General features: G+C 70.8%; 20 protein-coding genes. 17 read left to right on the forward strand and 3 right to left on the reverse strand.

The features are described 5' to 3' along the window. Positions 1 to 19 precede the first annotated feature (19 nt). Positions 20 to 1582 carry a cytochrome ubiquinol oxidase subunit I gene (locus KOL93_RS00320; RefSeq protein ID WP_221583318.1) on the reverse strand — a complete coding sequence of 521 codons (1563 nt, stop codon included), beginning with the start codon at positions 1580 to 1582 and terminating at the stop codon, positions 20 to 22. A gap of 275 nt (positions 1583 to 1857) precedes the next feature. Between KOL93_RS00320 and KOL93_RS00325 the strand changes: the two genes are divergently transcribed. From KOL93_RS00325 to KOL93_RS00335, 3 genes are all read left to right on the forward strand, one after another. After that, positions 1858 to 2214: a BlaI/MecI/CopY family transcriptional regulator gene (locus tag KOL93_RS00325; RefSeq protein ID WP_221583319.1), complete on the forward strand. Its 357-nt coding sequence runs from the start codon at positions 1858 to 1860 to the stop codon at positions 2212 to 2214. A gap of 65 nt (positions 2215 to 2279) precedes the next feature. Beyond that, positions 2280 to 3032 (forward strand): M56 family metallopeptidase, encoded by a 753-nt coding sequence (locus KOL93_RS00330; protein ID WP_221583320.1) that lies wholly within the window; start codon positions 2280 to 2282, stop codon positions 3030 to 3032. A 29-nt stretch (positions 3033 to 3061) separates the two neighbouring features. After that, a complete protein-coding gene (locus tag KOL93_RS00335) occupies positions 3062 to 4501 on the forward strand; it encodes a flavin monoamine oxidase family protein (RefSeq protein ID WP_221583321.1) in 1440 nt (479 codons plus the stop codon). Here KOL93_RS00335 and KOL93_RS00340 read toward each other — a convergent pair. Then, positions 4488 to 5183, reverse strand: coding sequence for a Pr6Pr family membrane protein (locus KOL93_RS00340; RefSeq protein ID WP_308291490.1), 696 nt, complete (start codon positions 5181 to 5183; stop codon positions 4488 to 4490). The two genes, KOL93_RS00335 and KOL93_RS00340, sit on opposite strands and share 14 nt — an antisense overlap. Before the next feature lie 158 nt (positions 5184 to 5341). On the opposite strand from KOL93_RS00340, the gene KOL93_RS00345 reads away from it, so the two are divergent. The 9 genes from KOL93_RS00345 to KOL93_RS00385 all read left to right on the forward strand — a co-directional run bounded on the left by KOL93_RS00345 (position 5342) and on the right by KOL93_RS00385 (position 14825). Beyond that, complete coding sequence (locus KOL93_RS00345; RefSeq protein WP_308291491.1) at positions 5342 to 6067, forward strand: rhamnogalacturonan acetylesterase; 726 nt, start codon at positions 5342 to 5344, stop codon at positions 6065 to 6067. 174 nt (positions 6068 to 6241) lie between these two features. Further along, positions 6242 to 7444 carry an MFS transporter gene (locus KOL93_RS00350; protein ID WP_221583323.1) on the forward strand — a complete coding sequence of 401 codons (1203 nt, stop codon included), beginning with the start codon at positions 6242 to 6244 and terminating at the stop codon, positions 7442 to 7444. A 96-nt stretch (positions 7445 to 7540) separates the two neighbouring features. Then, positions 7541 to 8557: a VOC family protein gene (locus KOL93_RS00355; RefSeq protein ID WP_221583324.1), complete on the forward strand. Its 1017-nt coding sequence runs from the start codon at positions 7541 to 7543 to the stop codon at positions 8555 to 8557. Between the two features lie 77 nt (positions 8558 to 8634). Next, entirely contained in the window at positions 8635 to 9603 is a 969-nt protein-coding gene (locus tag KOL93_RS00360) for a fumarylacetoacetate hydrolase family protein (protein WP_221583325.1), read from the forward strand. Continuing rightward, positions 9600 to 10586, forward strand: coding sequence for a cyclase family protein (locus KOL93_RS00365; protein ID WP_221583326.1), 987 nt, complete (start codon positions 9600 to 9602; stop codon positions 10584 to 10586). The genes KOL93_RS00360 and KOL93_RS00365 overlap by 4 nt, the downstream gene beginning before the upstream one ends. 34 nt (positions 10587 to 10620) lie before the next feature. Further along, entirely contained in the window at positions 10621 to 11754 is a 1134-nt protein-coding gene (locus KOL93_RS00370; RefSeq protein ID WP_221583327.1) for an FAD-dependent monooxygenase, read from the forward strand. Next, the gene (locus KOL93_RS00375) at positions 11751 to 12836 is read left to right on the forward strand and encodes an amidohydrolase family protein (protein WP_221583328.1); all 1086 of its coding nucleotides are present in this window, start codon (positions 11751 to 11753) and stop codon (positions 12834 to 12836) included. Before KOL93_RS00370 ends, KOL93_RS00375 begins: the two co-directional genes overlap by 4 nt. Beyond that, on the forward strand, positions 12833 to 13783 hold the full coding sequence (locus tag KOL93_RS00380; RefSeq protein ID WP_221583329.1) for a fumarylacetoacetate hydrolase family protein: 951 nt from the start codon (positions 12833 to 12835) through the stop codon (positions 13781 to 13783). Before KOL93_RS00375 ends, KOL93_RS00380 begins: the two co-directional genes overlap by 4 nt. A 169-nt stretch (positions 13784 to 13952) precedes the next feature. Then, entirely contained in the window at positions 13953 to 14825 is an 873-nt protein-coding gene (locus KOL93_RS00385; RefSeq protein ID WP_221583330.1) for an SMP-30/gluconolactonase/LRE family protein, read from the forward strand. A 76-nt stretch (positions 14826 to 14901) separates the two neighbouring features. Here KOL93_RS00385 and KOL93_RS00390 read toward each other — a convergent pair whose 3' ends face one another. After that, positions 14902 to 15318, reverse strand: coding sequence for a cupin domain-containing protein (locus tag KOL93_RS00390; RefSeq protein WP_221583331.1), 417 nt, complete (start codon positions 15316 to 15318; stop codon positions 14902 to 14904). Positions 15319 to 15442: 124 nt separating this feature from the next. Here KOL93_RS00390 and KOL93_RS00395 point away from each other — a divergent pair, with 124 nt between their 5' ends. From KOL93_RS00395 to KOL93_RS00415, 5 genes are all read left to right on the forward strand, one after another. After that, positions 15443 to 16189 carry a 3-oxoacid CoA-transferase subunit A gene (locus KOL93_RS00395; protein ID WP_221583332.1) on the forward strand — a complete coding sequence of 249 codons (747 nt, stop codon included), beginning with the start codon at positions 15443 to 15445 and terminating at the stop codon, positions 16187 to 16189. Then, positions 16183 to 16833: a 3-oxoacid CoA-transferase subunit B gene (locus KOL93_RS00400; RefSeq protein ID WP_374107100.1), complete on the forward strand. Its 651-nt coding sequence runs from the start codon at positions 16183 to 16185 to the stop codon at positions 16831 to 16833. Before KOL93_RS00395 ends, KOL93_RS00400 begins: the two co-directional genes overlap by 7 nt. A 1-nt stretch (position 16834) precedes the next feature. Beyond that, on the forward strand, positions 16835 to 18004 hold the full coding sequence (locus tag KOL93_RS00405; RefSeq protein ID WP_221583334.1) for a thiolase family protein: 1170 nt from the start codon (positions 16835 to 16837) through the stop codon (positions 18002 to 18004). Between the two features lie 159 nt (positions 18005 to 18163). Then, positions 18164 to 18931, forward strand: coding sequence for an IclR family transcriptional regulator domain-containing protein (locus KOL93_RS00410; protein ID WP_221583335.1), 768 nt, complete (start codon positions 18164 to 18166; stop codon positions 18929 to 18931). Positions 18932 to 19055: 124 nt separating this feature from the next. Continuing rightward, entirely contained in the window at positions 19056 to 19361 is a 306-nt protein-coding gene (locus tag KOL93_RS00415; protein ID WP_221583336.1) for an EthD family reductase, read from the forward strand. Positions 19362 to 19537: the final 176 nt, after the last annotated feature.

Consider the following 19537-nt stretch of genomic DNA (forward strand, 5'->3'; position numbering starts at 1 on the left):
CTCCTTGAGGATCCGCGGGTCAGTAGGCGAACGCGAGGACGTCGTCGTCGCGCTTCCTGTCGGGTTCGTCGTGGCGTGTGAGCTCGGGCATCGCGCTCGCGACGCCTCCGCGCACGTACTTCACGAGAAGGAACAGCTCGATGACGAGGAGGATCCCGTAGACGGCCGTGAGGGTGATGACGGAGAACAGCATCTCGCCCGCCGTCACGCCGGGGGAGACCGCGGCTGCGGTGAACATGAACACGCCGTCGATGCCGGACGGATCCGGGTTCGGCGCCACGACGAAGGGCTGGCGGCCCATCTCGGTGAAGATCCAGCCCGCGATGTTCGCCGCGAACGGCGCCGCGATGCCCAGGATCGCGAGGCGCATGATCGACTTCGAGCGCGGGACCGTCCCCTTGCGCGTGAGCCAGAGGGCGATGACCGCGGCGCCGGCGACGATGCCGCCGAGGCCGATCATGAGGCGGAAGCCCCAGTAGGTGATCCACATGACGGGCACGTACTGCACCTCGCTGCCGGCGCGGTCGCCGTAGAGCGCGTCGTCGGGGATCGTCGCCCCGTACTGGTCGACGTATTCGGGTTCGAGGTCGGTGATGCCCGGCATGTCGGCGCCCCACTCGCCCGTGCCGAGGAAGCCGAGCACGCCCGGGACCTCGATGAGCGTGACGACGTCGTCGCAGTCGCCACCCGGATCGCCGAGCGAGAGCACCGAGAAGGATCCGCCCGTGTGGCATGCGGCCTCGGCGGCCGCCATCTTCATCGGCTGCTGCTCGTACATGAGCTTGCCCTGCACATCGCCCGTGATGACGGTGCCGAGGAATCCGAGGATCGCGACGACGGCGCCGAAGCGCAGCGACCAGATCCACACGCCGTGGTCGGTGCGATCGCGACCAGGGGCGTCGCCCTCGCCGACGATGAGGGCGCCCTCGTCGTCGATCGTGTCGATGCCGTCGTGGCGCCGGCGCCACAGGTGGTACCAGGAGATCCCGATCAGGAACATGCCCGCGACGACGAGCGCGCCGAGGATCGTGTGGGTGAACGCCGCGATCGCGGTGTTGTTCGAGAGGACGGCCCAGATGTCCGTCATGACGGGCCGTCCGTCGTCGCTCATCTCCACGCCGACGGGGTGCTGCATCCACGAGTTGGCGACGATGATGAAGTACGCGCTCACCCAGGATCCGATCACGGCGCACCACAGGGCCGTGAGGTGGAGACCCTTGCGCAGTCGGCCCCAGCCGAAGATCCACACGCCGAGGAACGTCGACTCGGCGAAGAAGGCGAGCAGGCCCTCGAGGGCCAGCGGAGCGCCGAACACGTCGCCGACGAAGCGCGAGTACTCGCTCCAGGCCATACCGAACTGGAACTCCTGCACGAGCCCCGTCGCGACGCCCACGATGAAGTTGATGAGGTAGAGCTTCCCCCAGAACTTGGTCGCCCGAAGGAACTTCTCGTCGCCCGTGCGCACCCATGCGGTCTGCAGGATCGCGACGGTCATGCCGAGCCCCAGCGTGAGCGGCACCATCAGGAAGTGGTACACGGTCGTGATGCCGAACTGCCATCTGGCGATGTCGAGGACGTCCACGTCGGGGCTCCTTCTTCGTGCGGTGTCGCTGTCAGGGGTGGGGCGTGCGGACACGTCTCTTCTACGGAGTGTAGAACTATTTTTCTACACAGGGTAGAAGTTCTTCGACGGTCAGTAGATAACTCTCGACGAGCTGTAGAATAGGGACACTTCACCGCCCGCGACAGAGGGGTTCTCGCACCGCGTCCTGCGTGCTCCCACGGCCACCACGAGTGGTCGCGGAGGCACGCCTGCGTAGAAGAGAACCCGCGGGTCCGTCGATGCAAGGGGGTGCCGTGGGCACACTGGGAGATCTGGAACGCGGCGTCATGGACGTGCTGTGGGAGGCCGACGAGGCGCTCACCGCGTACGACATCAAGGACGCCATCGAGCTCCAGCGCGGCCGCGACATGGCCGCCACCACCGTGCTCACCGTGCTGTCGCGCCTCGAGAAGAAGGGCTTCGTCGCGCCCGACAAGAGCGTGCGCCCCCACCGCTATCACGCCGTCGGCACGCGCGCCGAGCACCAGGCCGAGCTGATGCACGAGGTCCTCGGCGGGTCCGGCGACCGCACAGCCGTGCTCGCCCGCTTCGTCGGCGGTGTCTCCGACGAAGATGCGGCGTACCTCCGCAAGCTGCTCACGCGCTCCTGATGTGACGCGCCAGACGTGACCGCTCACGCCGGTCCGCGCCGCGCTCGAGCCCATAGCCTGGACCCATGTCTCTCCCGGCCCTGATCGCGGGGCTCGCGCTCGCCGCGTTCGCCGTCGTGCTCGCGTGGCCGGCCCCCATCGTGCTCTCGCGCGCCGCGTGGCCGGCGCGCGCCCCCGTGCGCGCGCTGCTGCTGTGGCAGACCATCGCGCTCGCGGGCGGCCTGTCGATGGTCGGCGCGCTCTGGCTCCTCGGCGACGCCTTCTTCCCGGCTCACCCGTGGATCGCGGGGATCCCGTCGGCGATCCTCGCCACCTACCTGGTTGCCCACCTCGTGGGGACGGTGGCGCGGTTCGAGCGCCAGCGCCGTCGCCACCTGCAGCTCCTGCTGCTGCTGAGTCAGCCGGATCCGTCGCGCGAGCGCACGCTCGTACTCGACGACCAGGCGCCCGTCGCGTACTGCCTGCCGCGCGGGATCGGATCCGTCACCGTGCTCTCGAAGGGCCTGATCGACGTGCTCGACGAGGACGAGCTCGCGGCGGTCATCGCGCATGAGCGCGCCCACGTCGAGCAGCGTCACGAGGTCCTGCTCGTCGCGTTCAAGGCCTGGCGTTCGGCGCTGCCGTGGTTCCCGATGGCGGGGCGCGCCGCGGGGGAGGTCGAGGCGCTCGTCGAGATGCTCGCCGACGACCAGGCGCGCCGCAGTCAGCCCGACGAGGTGCTCGCGCGCGCGATCCTCCAGGTCGGCCGGGTGCACGGCGAGGGGGCCTCGAGTCGCCGCAACCGGGCACAGGATCGCTTCCGCCGACTGTCTGCGTGACGCCGCGGCGCGCAGGTAGTGTGGCGGCGATGAGGATCACGCGTCGCACGATGCTGCTGGGCGCCGGCGCGGGCGCCCTCACGGTGCTGCTCGCATCCTGCACGCCGGAGTCGACAGACCCGAAGCCGACACGCAGTCCGGAGCCGACCGTGACGCCGACTCCCGTCGGGGAGGTGCCGGCGGCCGCGGCCTTCCTGCGTACCGAGTGGGCGACGGATCCGTTCGCGCTCGGATCCCGCAGCGTCACCCCCGTGGGTGCGACGCCGGTCGACCGTGAGACGCTCGGGACGGCGCTCGTCAGCCGGGTCTTCTTCGCCGGCGAGGCGACGGATCCGGACCGCCCGGGAACCGTCTCCGGAGGGATCCTCTCGGGCCAGCGCGCGGCCGACGAGGTCATCGACGTCGCCGAGGCGGGCGAGCGCGTCGCCGTCATCGGCGCAGGCATCGCCGGTGCGATCGCCGCGGGCCGCCTCGGCGACGCCGAGCTCGACGTGTCGGTCATCGAGGCGCGCGACCGCGCGGGCGGGCGCCTCGTCACGCACATGGACGACGACTGGCCGGTTCCTCCGCAGGCGGGTGCGTGGATCCTCGGATCCGACGACACCGAGCTCGCGTCGCGCATGGGCGTCCTGGGCGTGGGAACGGTCGGGCTCGGCGACGCCACGGCGCGCGGCGCCGACGGCGAGATCGACGTGCCGACGGGCGACATCCTGCAGCAGGCGGTCGCCGACACCGAGACGCTGCCGGACGACGTGTCGCTGCGTGCCGCGCTCGACGAGGCCGGCGTGCAGGGCTCTCCCGAGCTCGAGGAGTTCCTCGCCGCGCTGTCGGCCTTCACGGGCGTGGACCCCGAGACGGCGTCGAGCTGGTTCCCGCCGCGCATGCCCGAGAGCCCCCTCGATGCGGTCGTCAGCGACGTGGCGCCGCTCGTCGAGACGCCCCTCGGCGATCTCGATGTGACCTATGCGAGCCCCGTGACCGGCGTCGTGTACGACGATCGCGGGGTGAGCCTGCGGCTCGCCACGGGCGAGGCGCTCACGTTCGATCGCGTGATCGTCACGGTGCCCCTCGGCGTCCTGCAGAGCGACGCGATCGAGTTCGACCCGCCGCTGCCCTTCGAGAAGCGCTCCGCGATCGCGGCGCTCGAGATGGGGGCCGCCGAGAGCGTGTGGCTGCGGTTCGACGAGCCCTTCTGGACCACGGAGGCGGGCGTCTGGCACGTCGTGGGGCCCGTCGGCCCCGAGCCGACGCCGTCGCCCACGCCGACTCCCACGCCGTCGCCGACGCCCGGTGCCGAGGGCGACGTCGACACGACGATCCGCACGTGGATCAACCTGCTCCCCGCGACGGGTGAGCCGATCCTCGTGGGCCTCGTCGGCGGACCCGCGGCTCGGGCGATCGCCGAGCTCGGCGACGACGACCTGCTGACGCTCGCGTCCGAGTCGCTCTCGCCGTTCACCGGCGCGTGAGAGCAGCCCGGGCCCATGCCCATCGCGTCGCAGGGCGTGTCGTGGCCGGCGAGCGCTGCACCGTCTGGCGCCAGCGGCTCAGGCCGATGAGGGTGCTTGCGACGCCGGCGAAGACCGCCAGTGCGAACAGACACGTCGCGGCGAACTCGCCGAATCCCGACACCTGGCGCATGTCGAGGAAGTAATACGGGTACCAGCCGATGTGGAAGCCGCGCCAGAGCGTGAAGAGGCCCCAGATGACGGGGAAGGCGAGGACGACTCCCACGATCGGCCACCGCGCCCGTCCGCGGCCCGGTCCGATGATCCACGCGACGATCGTGATGACCGGCAGTACGAAGTGGAGCACATAGTCCGACCACGGCACCCACATCGGCAGCCCGCGGTTCGCGGCCTCCCACATGAGCAGCGCGAACACGAGCCCGGCGGTGATCGTCCAGCTCAGCACCGCCGTGCGGATGTCGGTGAGCCAGCGCGGATCCTCGGATCGCCGCAGCGCGACCACGCCGCCGATCGTCGCGACGACGACGAACGCGATGTTCGACTGAATTGTCAGGTAGGCGAAGAAGTTCTGCCCCGCGATCGTCTGCGAGTCGAGGCCCCACAGCAGCCGGTGCACGAGCGCGACGGCGCACAGAGCGGCGGCGGCGAAGCGCGCCAGGCCGAACCATGTGCGGGGTGACACCGAGCAGAGCCTCCCGATCGTCGCGGACACTGCGTCTGCGAGTCTACGGATCCGCGCCGCAGGCTCGTGCCCGGCTCGAATGCCGCGAATCGCTCCACTCCGGCGTTCTTGGCGCGATGTGCGGCATTCGGAGCGCGCGGACCGGCATGATCGGGAGGGTGACTCAGCTCGAATCTCCGCGCACCATCTTCCTGGCGGGCGACTCCACCGCCGCGCCGAAGCACGCCGACGCGGCGCCGGAGGCCGGGTGGGGGATGGCGCTGCCCTGGCATCTCACGCCGCGACTCCGCCTGGAGAACCATGCGCGCAACGGCCGCAGCACCCGGTCCTTCGTCGACCAGGGACGTCTCGCCGCGATCCTCGAGCGGATCCGTCCCGGCGACATCCTGCTCGCGCAGTTCGGGCACAACGACGGCAAGTCGAGCGATCCGGAACGGGCGACGGATCCCTGGACGAGCTACCAGGAGCACCTCGAGATGTACGTCGCCGGGGCGAGGGAGCACGGGGCGACCGTCGTCTTCGCGACGCCCATCGAGCGGCGGCGCTTCGACGAGGACGGTGCGGCGCGCGCGTGCCACGGCGACTACCCCCACGCGATGCGCGACCTCGCGAGCCGCCTCGGCGTGCCCGTCGTCGACGCGCAGGTGCAGAGCCTCGCGCTGTGGCAGCGCCTCGGGCCTGAGGCGTCGACGCGGTACTTCCTGCACACCGACGACGGCCGCCGGGATGACACGCACTTCCAGCCGCCCGGCGCGGCCGAGATCGCGCAGATCATCGTGAACGATCTCCGCGCGCAGGCGATCGTGGAGCCGCACGAGGTGCGCCGTCTCGACGATCCGGCGCCGGCGAGCGCGTTCGAATGGCTGGAGACGGCTCCGGCCTGAGTGCGCCGACGTTCGAATGCCGCGTATCGCGCCATATGCGCGAACATGGCGCGATCTGCGGCAGGTGAGCGCGCCGCATCCCCGCATCACGGATCCGGATGCACAGGATCACCGATCTCGTCTTCACGTCGCTCCGCCGACCCCCTCCTAATGGAGGGAACCGAAGGAGCTTCAATGACGAACTCGACCCTCTCGGATCCGCACACCGCGCAGCGTCGCGCCGGAGTGCTGCAGGGCATCCTCCTGCTGGCCGGCAGCTGCATGCCCGTGCTCGGATCCGTTCTTCTCACGCCGATCCTGCCCCAGCTGAGCGCACACTTCGCCGGCGAGCCCGGCGCCGACGTGCTCGTGCCGATGATCGTCGCGATCCCGGCGCTCATGATCGCGATCTTCGCGCCGTTCGCCGGCCAGGTCGTCGACCGCGTCGGCCGGAAGCCGCTGCTGATCATCGCGATGATCGCCTACGCGATCGCGGGCACCGCGCCCGCGTGGATGGAGGGGCTCACCGAGATCCTCGTGAGCCGCGTGCTCGTCGGCGTGTGCGAGGCGGCAATCATGACGGTGTGCACGGCGCTCATCGTCGACTACTTCCATGACGAGCGGCGAGCGAAGTACCTCGGCCTGCAGACGGTCGCGACGACGCTCGGGGCGACCGTGTTCATCGCGCTCGGCGGGGCACTCGGCACGGGCGGCTGGCACGCGCCGTTCTGGGTCTACGCCATCAGCGTCGTGATCGCGATCCCGATGATCTTCGCGCTGTGGGAGCCGCGCCGCGACGAGTCCGCCACAGGCGTCGCACGGGTCCCGATCCCGTGGCGCCGGATCTGGGCGCGGCTGCTGGTGACGCTGTTCGCGGGGTTCACGTTCTACGTCATGGTCATCGAGATCAGCTACCTCGTCGTCGCGACGGGCGTCGACGCCGCCGACACCCGCACGATCGGCGTCGCGTCGGCGGTCGCCTCACTCTCGACCGCGATCGCGGGCTTCACGTTCTCGCGCCTCGGCCGACTGAAGCCGGGCGCGCTGCTGCCGCTCGCCTTCGCGCTCCAGGCCGTCGGAATGGTGCTCGTGTGGATCCTTCCCGGCTTCGCGGGCGTCGTCATCGGCGCGGTCGTGGCGTCGTTCGGATCCGGGTTCCTCCTGCCGTCCCTGCTCACGTGGGTCGTCGCGACGACGAGCTTCGCCGAGCGCGGGCGCGTCACCGGCTGGTGGACGGCGGCGTTCTTCCTGGGTCAGTTCCTGACGCCGATCATCGTCGGGGTGCTCCAGGGAGCCCTCGGGGAGCTGACGACGGTCGTCGGCGTGGTCGGGATCGGCGCGGCCATCGTCGGCGGGGCACTGTTCCTGGCGCGCCGACGCCAGCACGAAAGCGTATAACTCAGCCTGATGCGCAGGATCCACAGATTCGGCTTCCCTGATACGCAGGTGGCGGCGGAGAGTGGACCCAGACCCACCCCGAAGAAGGGATCAACGATGATCACACTGCTCTCCCACCTCTCGTTCGTCGCGGTGACGACGCCCGACGTCGAGGCATCCGTCACGTTCTACGAGGAGCAGGTCGGCATGCAGGTCGTCGACCGCATCGACGGCGCTGTCTACCTGCGCTGCTGGGGCGACTACTACCGCTACAGCCTCGTCGTCATGCCGGGCGATGAGCCTGCTCTGCACACCGCCGGCTGGCGCACCTCGAGCCCGGAGGCGCTCGAGGAGGCCGTGGCGCGACTGGAGGCCGAGGGGGTCGAGGGCGCGTGGACCGACGGCCACACGATCGGCCGCGCCTACCGCTTCGTCGGACCCCAGGGCCACCCGATGACCCTCCACTGGGACGTCGAGCACTTCCAGAGCGGCTCCGACCTCGCGTCGATCTACCCCGACCGCCCGCAGCGGCGCTCGTCGCACGCCGGGGCGCCGCGTCAGCTCGACCACGTCACGATCGCGGCTCGCGACGTCGACGCGTTCTGCGAGTGGTACACCCGGGTCCTCGGCTTCCGGCACATGGCCCGCACCGTGCTCGACGAGGCGCCCGTCTCGGTGTTCTCGGTGCTCACGACGAACGAGAAGTCGCACGACCTCGGCGTCGTGCTCGACGGATCCACCCGCGACGGGCGCGTGAACCACTTCGCGTTCTGGGTCGACACCCGCGAGGAGCTGCTGATCGCCGCCGACGTGCTCATGGAGAACGGAACCGACATCGAGTACGGCCCGTCGATCCACGGGATCGGCGAGCAGAACTTCCTCTACTACCGCGAGCCGTCGAGTCTGCGCATCGAGCTGAACACCGGCGGATACCGTAACTACGTGCCCGACTGGCAGCCGAACACGTGGAAGCCGTCGCAGGGATCCAACAACTTCTACCGCAACGGTCGGATGCCGATGTCGATGACGGAGTCGTTCCCGCCCGCCGACGGCCCCACGGCGACGGAGGAAGGCGTGCCCGACGAGATCAAGGACGCCCTGCTCAACCCGTACGCCCAGGAGGGTCGGGGCTGACGGACGGCCGCCGCGACCGCACCGGCGGTCACGGCGGCCTCCCGTCTCCCGCACAATCGATCGACGAGGATCCGACGATGACGTCACACCGCACACTCGACAACCGCTTCGCCCTCGCGCGCTTCCGCGACGGCGACACCGCCCGCCTCGGCCTCGTGGCGGGCGACCGCATTCGCGCGCTCTCGCCCGATGAGCTCGGCGCCCCCGACCTGAACGCGTTCCTCGCACAGGGGGAGCTCGCGTGGGAGCGCCTCGCGCGACTCGTCGACACCGAGGGGCCATGGCAGGCGCTCGCCGACGTGGTGCTGACCGCACCGGTCGAGCCGCGCCAGGTGCTGCAGACGGGGGCGAACTACCGCCAGCACGTCATCGAGCTCGTCGCGGCCGGCCTCACGAACAGCACGGACCGCACGTCCGACGAGGCGCGCGCGCACGCGGCGCAGATGATGGATGACCGCGCGGCGAACGGAGAGCCCTACTTCTTCATCGGCCTGCCGGCGTGCGTCGTCGGCGACGACGTGCCCCTCGCGCTGCCCGCATACAGCGAGGTGCACGACTGGGAGCTCGAGCTGGCCGTCGTCATCGGGCGCGAGGCGTTCCGCGTCTCGCGGGACGAGGCGCTCGACCATGTCGCCGGCTACACGATCGTCAACGACATCACCACGCGCGACCTCGTGTTCCGGAAGGACATGAAGGAGATCGGCACCGACTGGTACCGCGCGAAGAATGCGCCGGGCTTCCTGCCGACCGGCCCGTTCCTCGTGCCGGCGCAGCTCGTCGACGAGTCGGACGCGCACGTGCGCCTCGACCTCAACGGCGACACGATGCAGGACTCGTCGACCTCGGATCTGCTCTTCGGCGTCCCCGCCCTCGTGTCGGCCGCGAGCCAGACGATGCCCCTGCTGCCCGGCGACATCCTGCTCACGGGCAGCCCCGCGGGCAACGGCCAGCACTGGAAGAGGTTCCTGCGCGACGGGGACGTCATGGAGGGATCCATCGCCGGGCTCGGCACTCAGGTCGTCCGCTGCGTCGAGGAGTCGTCATGACGCTGCCGTCCGAGGACCCCGCCGACATCGACCGCACGGATCCCGAGCGCGAGATCCGCGTGCGCGCTGAGGCGTTCCGCAACTGGGGGCGCTGGGGAGAGGACGACCGGCTCGGCACGCTCAACCTCCTCTCCGAGGCCGATCGCGTGGTGGCCGCCGCCCTCGTGCGCACCGGCCGCACGGTGTCGCTCGCGCAGGCGTTCGACACCGACGGCCCGCAGAAGGGGTGGCGACGCCGCACGAACCCGGTGCACACCATGACCGACACGGGCACCGATGCCGAGCGCGGCAGCCAGGGCTTCCCGCACGGCATCGGCGGAGCCGACGACGTCATCGCCATGCCGCTGCAGTGCTCGACGCAGTGGGACGGCCTGGGCCACATCTTCGACCACGGATTCGCCTGGAATGGACGTCGCGCGGGCGACGTCGTCACGAGCGACGGCGACCTCGTCACGGGCATCGAGCACGCCTCCTCCACCATCGCGGGGCGGGGTGTCCTGCTAGACGTGGGGCGCCATCTCGCCGACGGCGAGCTCGAGGACGGGTACGCGATCTCGGCCGCGGAACTCGACGCGTGCGCCGCCGCCCAGGGCATCGAGGTGCGCCGCGGCGACATCGTGCTCGTGCGCACCGGGCGCTACACGCGGGCGAAGCGCGAGGGTTGGAACGACTACGCGGGCGGCGCCGCCCCCGGTCTGTCCCTCACGACGGCGGGATGGCTGCATCGCACCGAGATCGCCGCCATCGCGACCGACACCTGGGGCTTCGAGGTGCGACCGAACGAGTTCGACGTGCCCTCGTTCCAGCCCCTGCACCAGGTCGTGATCCCGAACATGGGTCTCACGATCGGCGAGATGTGGGATCTCGATGATCTCGCGGACGCGTGCGTCGAGCGCGGGAGCTGGGAGTTCCTGCTCGTCGCCCCGCCCCTGCCGATCACGGGCGCCGTCGGATCCCCGATCAACCCGCTCGCGATCCTCTAGCCAGAACGCATTTCGAGAACGAGGAGGTTCTCCCATGACCGCAGTGAAGAAGGTCGCGATCGCCGGGTGCGGTGCCGCGAGCATGGCCGTCGCGATCCCGCTCGCCGAAGCGGGCGTCGAGGTCGACGTCTACGAGCTGACGACCGAGCTGCCCGCGCTCGGGTCCGGCATCACCCTGCAGGGCAACGCGCTCCGCTCCCTCGCGGCGCTCGGCGTCTGGGACGACGTCGCACCGCTCGGGTACCCGTTCGAGGGGCTCACCCTGCGCGCACCCGGGCCGGACGCCGCGGTCGTCGCCGAGCTGCCGGAGGTGAAGACGGGCGGGCCGGACTTCCCGGCCGGCATGGGCATGTACCGTCCCGACCTCGCACGGATCCTCGCGGCGCGCGCCGTAGCTCTCGGCGTGCGGATCCACTTCGGATCCAAGGTGACGGGCGTCCGCGAGACCGAGACGGGCGTGCGCGTGGACGTCGGCGGCGCGACGGTCGGCGAGTTCGACCTGCTCGTCGGCGCCGACGGCCTGCATTCGACCGTGCGCGACCTCATCGGCATCGAGACGCAGCCCGAGCACACCGGCATGGGCATCTGGCGCGCGTTCGTCCCGCGGCCCGCCGAGGTCACGCAGTCCCAGCTCTACTACGGCGGTCCCGTCTACATCGCCGGCTACACGCCGACGGGCGAGGACTCGATGTACGCGTTCCTCGTCGAGGACGCGCAGGACCGCTTCGGCGTCGAGCCCCCGGAGGCCGTCGGGATCATGAAGGACCTCGCGGCCGCGTACGGCGGACCCTGGAACGAGGTGCGCGAGAGCCTGGACGAGTCGAGCCGCATCAACTACACGTGGTTCACGGCGCACGTCGTCGACGGCGCCTGGAACCGGGGCCGCACGGTCATCATCGGCGACGCCGCGCACAGCTGCCCGCCGACGATCGCGCAGGGCGCCGCGCAGGCGCTCGAGGACGGTCTCGTGCTCGCGGAGCTGCTGCTCGCGGCGGACGCCGTCGATCAGGAGCTGTGGGACGCCTTCCATGCCCGTCGCGTCGAGCGCGCGACCGCCGTCGTCGAGGCATCGGTACAGCTCGGGAGGTGGCAGCTCGAGCACAACCGCGAGGCTGACGCCCCCGGTCTCATCTTCGGCATCGCGAAGAAGATGGCGGAGCCCGCATGACCGCGGTGATCGACGTCCACGCCCACCTGCTCATGCCGTCCCTTCAGCAGGAGGTCGAGTGGCGCGCCCCTGACGGCGTCGCCGCCGCGGCCGACCTCGAGCGGGTGCGCAACGGCGTGCCGAGTCTGCAGGCCTCGGGCGCGATGGTCGGCGAGCGGATCCCGCTCCTCACCGATGCGGCGGCTCGCCTCGCGCGCATGGATGAGCAGGGCGTGGCCGTGCAGTGGGTGAGCCCGTCGCCGAACCACTACTACCCGTGGGCCGACGAGGAGCTCGGAGTCTGGGCCGCGGGCGAGGCGAATCGCCTCATCGCCGCCCACGTGGCGCAGGCCCCCGAGCGTCTCCGCGGCCTCGGCGCCGTCCCGTTGCAGCACCCGCACCGCGCGGTCGATCTGCTCGACGACGCGCTCGAACGCGGGCTGATCGGCGTCGAGATCTCGTCGTTCGCGGGCGATGTCGAGCTGTCGGATCCGCGCCTCGAGGAGTTCTGGACGCGTGCCGCCGAGACCGGCGCGATCGTCTTCCTGCACCCCTTCGGCTGCTCGCTCGACGAGCGCCTCGACCGGTTCTATCTGTCGAACACCGTGGGCCAGCCGGCCGAGAACGCCGTCGCGATCTCGCACCTCATCTTCTCCGGCGTGCTCGATCGGCATCCCGGCCTCGCTCTCGTCGCGGCGCACGGCGGCGGCTACCTGCCGACGGCGATCGGTCGATCGGACCGCGCGTGGCGCGTGCGCCCCGAGGCGCGTGGCTGCGAGAACGCCCCCTCGACCTATCTGCGGCGGATGTGGTTCGACACGGTGGTGCACGACGAGCGCGGACTCCGCGACCTCGTCGACATCGTCGGCGCGGATCGCGTCGTGCTGGGATCCGACTTTCCGTTCGACATGGGGCTCGACGACCCCGTCGCGTTCGTGCACGGGGCCGGGCTCGAGGAGGACGTCGTCCAGGCCGTGCTCGCGGGGAATGCGGAGGCGCTCGCCGTGGGGGCATCCATCGCCTCCGAGGGCCTCGACCACGCCGACCCGGCCGACCCCTCGGCACGATCCGCGCAGGTCGCGGGTTCGGGGCGGAGCGCATGAGGATCGGGCGCTGGATTCGCGACGGACAGAAGGAAGACGGCTTCGTCGAGGACGCCGGCGTCGTGCCGTTCCCGGACGGCCTCCTCGTCGCCGACGTTCTCGCGGCGGGCCCCGGCGGGCTCGCCGACCTCCTTGCCCGCGCCGGGGATCCCGTCGCACCGCTCGACGCCGTCACGCTGCGGGCCCCGCTGGATCCGGCGTCGGTGCGCGACTTCGTCGCCTTCGAGGAGCACGTCGAGGGCGTCAGTGCCGGCGTGGAGGGCAGGAGCCACGTCGCCGACGAGTGGTACGAGGCGCCGACGTTCTACTTCACGAACCCGCACACGATCGCGGGGCCGGGCGAGACGATCACGCCGCCCGAGACGCATCGGCTCGACTTCGAGCTCGAGGTCGCGGCCGTCATCGGCGGCTCCGGCACGAACCTCACGGCCGACGAGGGGCACGCGGCGATCTTCGGCTACACGATCATGAACGACTGGTCCGCCCGCGACCTGCAGGCGCGCGAGATGAAGGTGCGCCTCGGGCCGTGCAAGGGCAAGGACTTCGCGATGACGCTCGGGCCGTGGATCGTCACCGCCGACGAGCTCGCGCCGTTCGAAGACGACGAGGGCTTCCTCGCGGTGCGGGCCGAGGTGTTCGTGGGCGGCGAGCGATACGGCGAGGACCTCGTGTCGAACATGGGGTGGCCGTTCGCGGAGCTCGTGGCCTACGCGTCGCGCGCGTCACGCGTGGTGCCCGGAGACGTCCTCGGATCCGGAACCGTCGGCAACGGCGGCTGCCTGGGCGAGCTGTGGGGCCGGGGCAGCGACCTGCCGCCGCTCGCGGAGGGCGACGAGGTGCGCATGGTCGTCGAGGGCATCGGCGAACTGGTCGGATCCGTCGGCGCTCCCGTCGCCGCACCGCCGCTTCCGAGGGCGCGCGTGCGCCCTCGCGCCCGGCGGCGCTGACTCGCGCTCGCATGCCGCAGATCGCTCCAAGGATCCGTTCTTGGAGCGATCTGCGGCATTCAGGCGCCGGGCCGGTGCCGGATCCGCTCAGGTGACGCTCGCGACCCTTCGGAGATGGCATCGCGGGTCCGCTACGCTCGGTCCGGGCACGGCACGAGGAGGAGCGACGATGACCGATTCGGATCGACCAGAACGCGGGACGTGGATCGGTGACCAGGCCGTCTTCCACGGCGAGGGTGCGTGGTGGGATCCGCACGCCGGCGCCCTGCGCTACGTCGACATGCTGGCGGGCGACCTCATCACCCTTCGCGGCGAGGACGCCGAACGCACCGACATGGCGTCGGACGTCGCGGCCGTGATCCGCGCGCGCCGGGGCGGCGGGTTCGTCGTCGCCGTCCAGGACGGGTTCCGACTGCTGGACGACGACCTGGACCTCGAGCGCGAGGTCGCGGTTCTCACCGACCCGGCGATCCGCATGAACGAGGGCGGCTGCGATCCGTCCGGCCGTCTGTACGTCGGGTCGATGGCCTACGACGGCACTCGAGGGGCCGGATCCCTGTACCGACTCGACCCCGACCTCAGCGTGCACGTCGCGCTCGAGAACGTGTCGATCCCGAACGGGCTCGTGTGGATCGACGGCGGGCGCACGGCGCTCCACACCGACACCCCGCGCGGCGAGATCCGCGCCTACGACGTCGATCCCGACACCGGCGAGTTCGGGGAGTCGCGCGTGCACATCGCCGTGCCCGAGGAGGTCGGGGCGCCCGACGGCTGCGCCCTCGACGCAGACGGCTGCCTGTGGGTCGCGATCTGGGGCGGATCCGCCGTGCACCGATACGGCGCCGACGGATCCCTCGAGGACGTCATCGCGCTGCCCGTGAGCAATCCGACCTCGTGCGCATTCGGCGGCGCGGAGGGGACGACGCTGTTCGTCACGACGTCGCAGGAGAACGTCGACGTCGCGGTGGAGCCTCTCGCGGGACAGGTCTGCGCGATGGACGTCGGCCTGCGCGGCGCTCCGGTCCACGCCTTCGCTGGCTGACCGCGAGAGTGGGGCCTGCCGCCGAGAGTGGCGTGAACAGCGCCCACGCTCGACGGCAGCCCCCACTCTGGGCGGCTCAGCTCCAGGGGAAGGGGTCGTGCGTGATCTCGGCGTCGTCGCCGACGTCGCGCAGGCTCGCGGCGCCGGCGCGGGTGCAGACGAAGCGCAGGTCGGTCGGGCTGTCGGCGTTCGCGTGGACGGCCATCATCGTGTTCGGGGCGACGCGGACGACGGATCCGGTGGTCACGTCGATCACCTCGTCGCCGAGCGCCATCTTGCCCTCGCCGCCGAGGAAGATGTAGACCTCCTCGAGCTGGGCATGGAGGTGCCAGAACGGCGAGCTGCCGCCGGGTGCCAGCCCGTTGACGCTCACGCCGACGTTCTCGGATCCGAGGAGCCCCTCGAGGAAGAGCTTGCCGTTCATCCCGTGCTGCCCCTCGAGCGCGTGCCAGGAGTCGACGGGGCCGATGTTCTCGATGGAGTAGTGGCTCATGCTCCCCACGCTACGCGGGCGGCGGCCCCTTCCCGCGAGCCCTTCTGTGATCCGCTCCGCCGCGCTATCATGACTACGCAGATCGAACGTCTGTTCGCACAGCGAACATCAGCAAGGAGGCCGGATGATCGACAAGAGCGTCGCGAGCGTGACAGACGCCGTGGCAGGAATCGAAGACGGATCGACCGTCATGATCGGCGGGTTCGGGCGTGCGGGGCAGCCCGTCGAACTCATCGACGCCCTCATCGCCACGGGCGCGAAGGATCTGACGATCGTCAACAACAACGCCGGCAACGGCGACACGGGCCTCGCGGCTCTCCTCGCGGCGGGGCAGGTGACCAAGATCGTGTGCTCGTTCCCCCGCCAGAGCGACTCGTGGGTCTTCGACGGCCTCTACCGAGACGGGAAGATCGAACTCGAGCTGGTGCCGCAGGGCAACCTCGCCGAGCGGATCCGGGCGGCCGGCGCCGGCATCGGCGCGTTCTTCAGCCCGACGGGAGTCGGCACGCAGCTCGCCGAGGGCAAGGAGACGCGCGAGATCGACGGCCGAACGTACGCGCTCGAGTACCCGATCAAGGCCGACTACGCACTCATCTCGGCGTACCGTGCCGACCGCTGGGGCAACCTCGTCTACCGCGAGACGGCCCGCAACTTCGGCCCGATCATGGCGACCGCCGCCGCGACCACGGTCGTGCAGGTCGACGCGATGGCGGAGCTCGGATCCATCGACCCCGAGCATGTCGTGACCCCGGGCATCTTCGTCGACCGCGTGGTGCCGGTCGGCGAGCGCCGCTGGGTGAAGGACGGCGTCTTCCTGGGAGGCGTCGACATCGAGGGCCGCTCCCTCGCCGACAAGGAGGTCGCATCGTGACCGAGCTCACCCGCATCAGCCGCCAGGATCTCGCGGCCCGCATCGCCGCCGACATCCGCGAGGGATCCTTCGTGAACCTCGGCATCGGCGCCCCGACTCTCGTGGCCAACTACCTGCCCGCAGACGAGGAGATCATCCTCCACACCGAGAACGGCCTGCTCGGCATGGGGCCGAAGCCGGAGGAGGGGCGCATCGACCCCGACCTCATCAACGCCGGCAAGCAGCCCGTGACCGCGCTCGACGGCGCCGCGTACTTCCACCACGCCGACTCCTTCGGGATGATGCGGGGCGGACACCTCGACGTGTGCGTGCTCGGCGCGTTCCAGGTCGCGCAGAACGGCGACCTCGCCAACTGGTCGACGGGCGCCCCCGGCGCGATCCCGGCCGTCGGCGGGGCGATGGATCTCGCGATCGGCGCCAAGGACGTCTACGTCATGACCGACCTGCTCACGAAGCAGGGCGAGTCGAAGCTCGTCGCGGCGTGCAGCTACCCGCTCACGGGCGTCGGCTGCGTGACGCGCGTCTACACCGACCACGCCGTGTTCGACGTGACGGCCGATGGATTCCGCGTGCGCGAGACGTTCGGCGACAACACGGCCGCTCAGCTCGAAGAGCTGACCGGCCTGACCCTCCAGGGAGAGTGACATGACCGGAACCTACATCTACGACGCCGTCCGCACGCCGTTCGGCCGGGCGGGAGGCGCGCTCTCGAAGGTGCGCCCCGACGATCTCGCGGCCGCCGTCATGAAGGCGAGCGTCGAACGCGCAGGCGTCGACCCTGCCCGCATCGACGACGTGATCTTCGGCGACGCGAACCAGGCGGGCGAGGACAACCGCAACGTCGCCCGCTTCGGCGCGCTCCTCGCGGGCTTCCCGACCTCGGTCACGGGCACGACGGTCAACCGCCTGTGTGCGTCGAGCGTCGAGTCGGTGGTCCAGGGATCCCGGGCCATCGAGTCGGGCGACGCCGACATCATCCTGGCCGGCGGCGTCGAGTCGATGAGCCGTGCCCCCTTCATCGTCGAGAAGTCGGCGAAGCCGTTCCCGGCCGTCGGCAACCAGACGCTGTGGAACACGGCGATCGGCTGGCGCATGGTGAACAGGAAGCTCCCGGCGCACTGGACGATCTCGAACGGCGAGTCGGCCGAGAAGATCGCCCGCGAGTGGGGCATCTCCCGCGAGGCGCAGGACGAGTTCGCCGTGCGCAGCCACGCGCTCGCCGCGAAGGCCTGGGCGGACGGCGTCTACGACACCGAGATCGTGCAGGTCGACGGCGCGGAGCTCGCGCGCGACGAGGGGATCCGCGACGGATCCACCGTCGAGAAGCTCGCGGGCCTGACGGCGCTGTTCGCGGAGGACGGATCCGTCACCGCCGGCAACTCGTCGTCGATCAACGACGGCGCATCCGCGATCCTGCTGGGTGCGGAGGGGGCCATCGACGCCGAGCCCCTCGCCCGGGTGACGGGCCGGGGAGCGCACGGCGTGGATCCGGACGACTTCCCGATCGCCCCCATCGAAGCCGCCAACAAGGCACTGGCGCGGGCGGGACGCACGTGGGCCGACGTCGACGTCGTCGAGCTCAACGAGGCCTTCGCCTCACAGTCGCTCGCGTGCCTCGCGGGCTGGCCCGAGCTGGATCCCGACAAGCTCAACATCCACGGCGGCGCGCTCGCGATCGGCCACCCGCTCGGCGCATCCGGCGGGCGGATCATCGGCCACGCGGCACACGAGCTGAAGCGGCGCGGCGGCGGCGTCGCAGTCGCCGCGATCTGCATCGGCGTGGGCCAGGGCCTCGCCGTCGTGCTCGAGCGGTAGAGCTCCCACCCGTGTCCCACAACACGCCGTCATCCGCGTGCGGTGACGGCGTGTTGTGGGACACGGTGCGCGGCCCCCACATCCCGTGTCCCGGGACACGCCGCCTCGCCACCGTGATGACGGCGTGTTGTGGGACACGGCCTTTTGTAAGGTGACCTGATGCCAGAGGACACGTCCCGCGATTTCGTGCAGTCGCTCGCTCGCGGGCTCACGGTGATCCGCGCGTTCGACGCCGAGCACCCCGTGCTCACGCTGAGCGAGGTCGCGCAGCGCGCCGAGATCACTCGGGCGTCCGCGCGCCGCTTCCTCCACACGCTCGGCGAGCTCGGCTACGTCCGGGCGTCGGGGCGCGACTTCTCGCTCACTCCCCGCGTGCTCGAGCTCGGCTTCAGCTACCTCTCGGCGCTGAGCCTGCCCGACATCGTGCACCCGCACCTCGAGCGACTGTCGCGCGAGGTCGACGAGAGCGTGTCGGCCGCGGTGCTCGATGGATCCGACATCGTCTACGTCTCTCGCGTCCCCACCCGTCGCATCATGAGCGTGGGGATCACGATCGGCACCCGCTTCCCCGCGCACGCGACGAGCATGGGGCGGGTGCTGCTCGCGAACCTCCCGGATGCCGAGCGCGACGACGCCCTGTCCATGCCGTTGGAGGCATACACCGATCGCACGGTGGCGGATCCGCGGATCCTCGCGGACGAGCTCGACCGGATCCGCGAGCGGGGGTTCGCGATCGTCGACGGCGAGCTCGAAGAGGGGGTGCGCTCGGTCGCCGCCCCCGTGCACGGTCGGGGCGGACGCGTCGTCGCCGCCGTCAACGTGTCGACCGCGACGAGCCGCGTCGACCTCGACCAGCTCGAGAGCGCCTTCCTCCCGGCGCTTCTCGACACGACGCGAGCGATCGACGCGGAGCTCGGGCTGGTGTAGCGGCGACGATCGAGTCGCGGGTCCGCCGTTCGGGAAGCGTGCGCAGGCGCATGCTGCATGTCCGCTGCCGCACGGATCCGTCCGCGGGGTTTCGGAGCACGGAGCGGGCCGCGAGGATGACGACATGCACAAGACCGTCGTCCTCTACCCTCACCCGGCCGACCCCGCCGCATTCGCGGCCTACTACGAGGGCACGCACCTGCCCCTCGCACGCCGGCTGCCGGGGATGATCGCCTGCCGCTACACGCTCGACGTGCATGTGGTGGAGGGCGAAAGCCCGTACTTCGCGATCTTCGAAGCCGACTTCCCCGACGCCGAGACGATGAGGGCCGCGATGCAGTCCCCCGAGGGGCAGGCGGTCGCCGCAGACGTCCCGAACTACGCTCCGGAGGGCACGATCGTCATGGACTACGCCGTCGCGGAGAGCTGAGTGAGGTCGCGCGCGGCTGACGCGCGCGACGACCGACACGGACCGCCATCGCATCCTCGGGGAGTGACGCCGAGGAGAGCATCGGATCTGTCCCCGAGTGCTGGCACGCCCTTTCGCGATTCGCGGGAGGGCGTGCCAGCACTCTGTGGTGCGCCCAGAGGGTCTTGATTAATATC

Source organism: Microbacterium salitolerans (assembly GCF_019720895.1).
GTDB lineage: Bacteria > Actinomycetota > Actinomycetes > Actinomycetales > Microbacteriaceae > Microbacterium.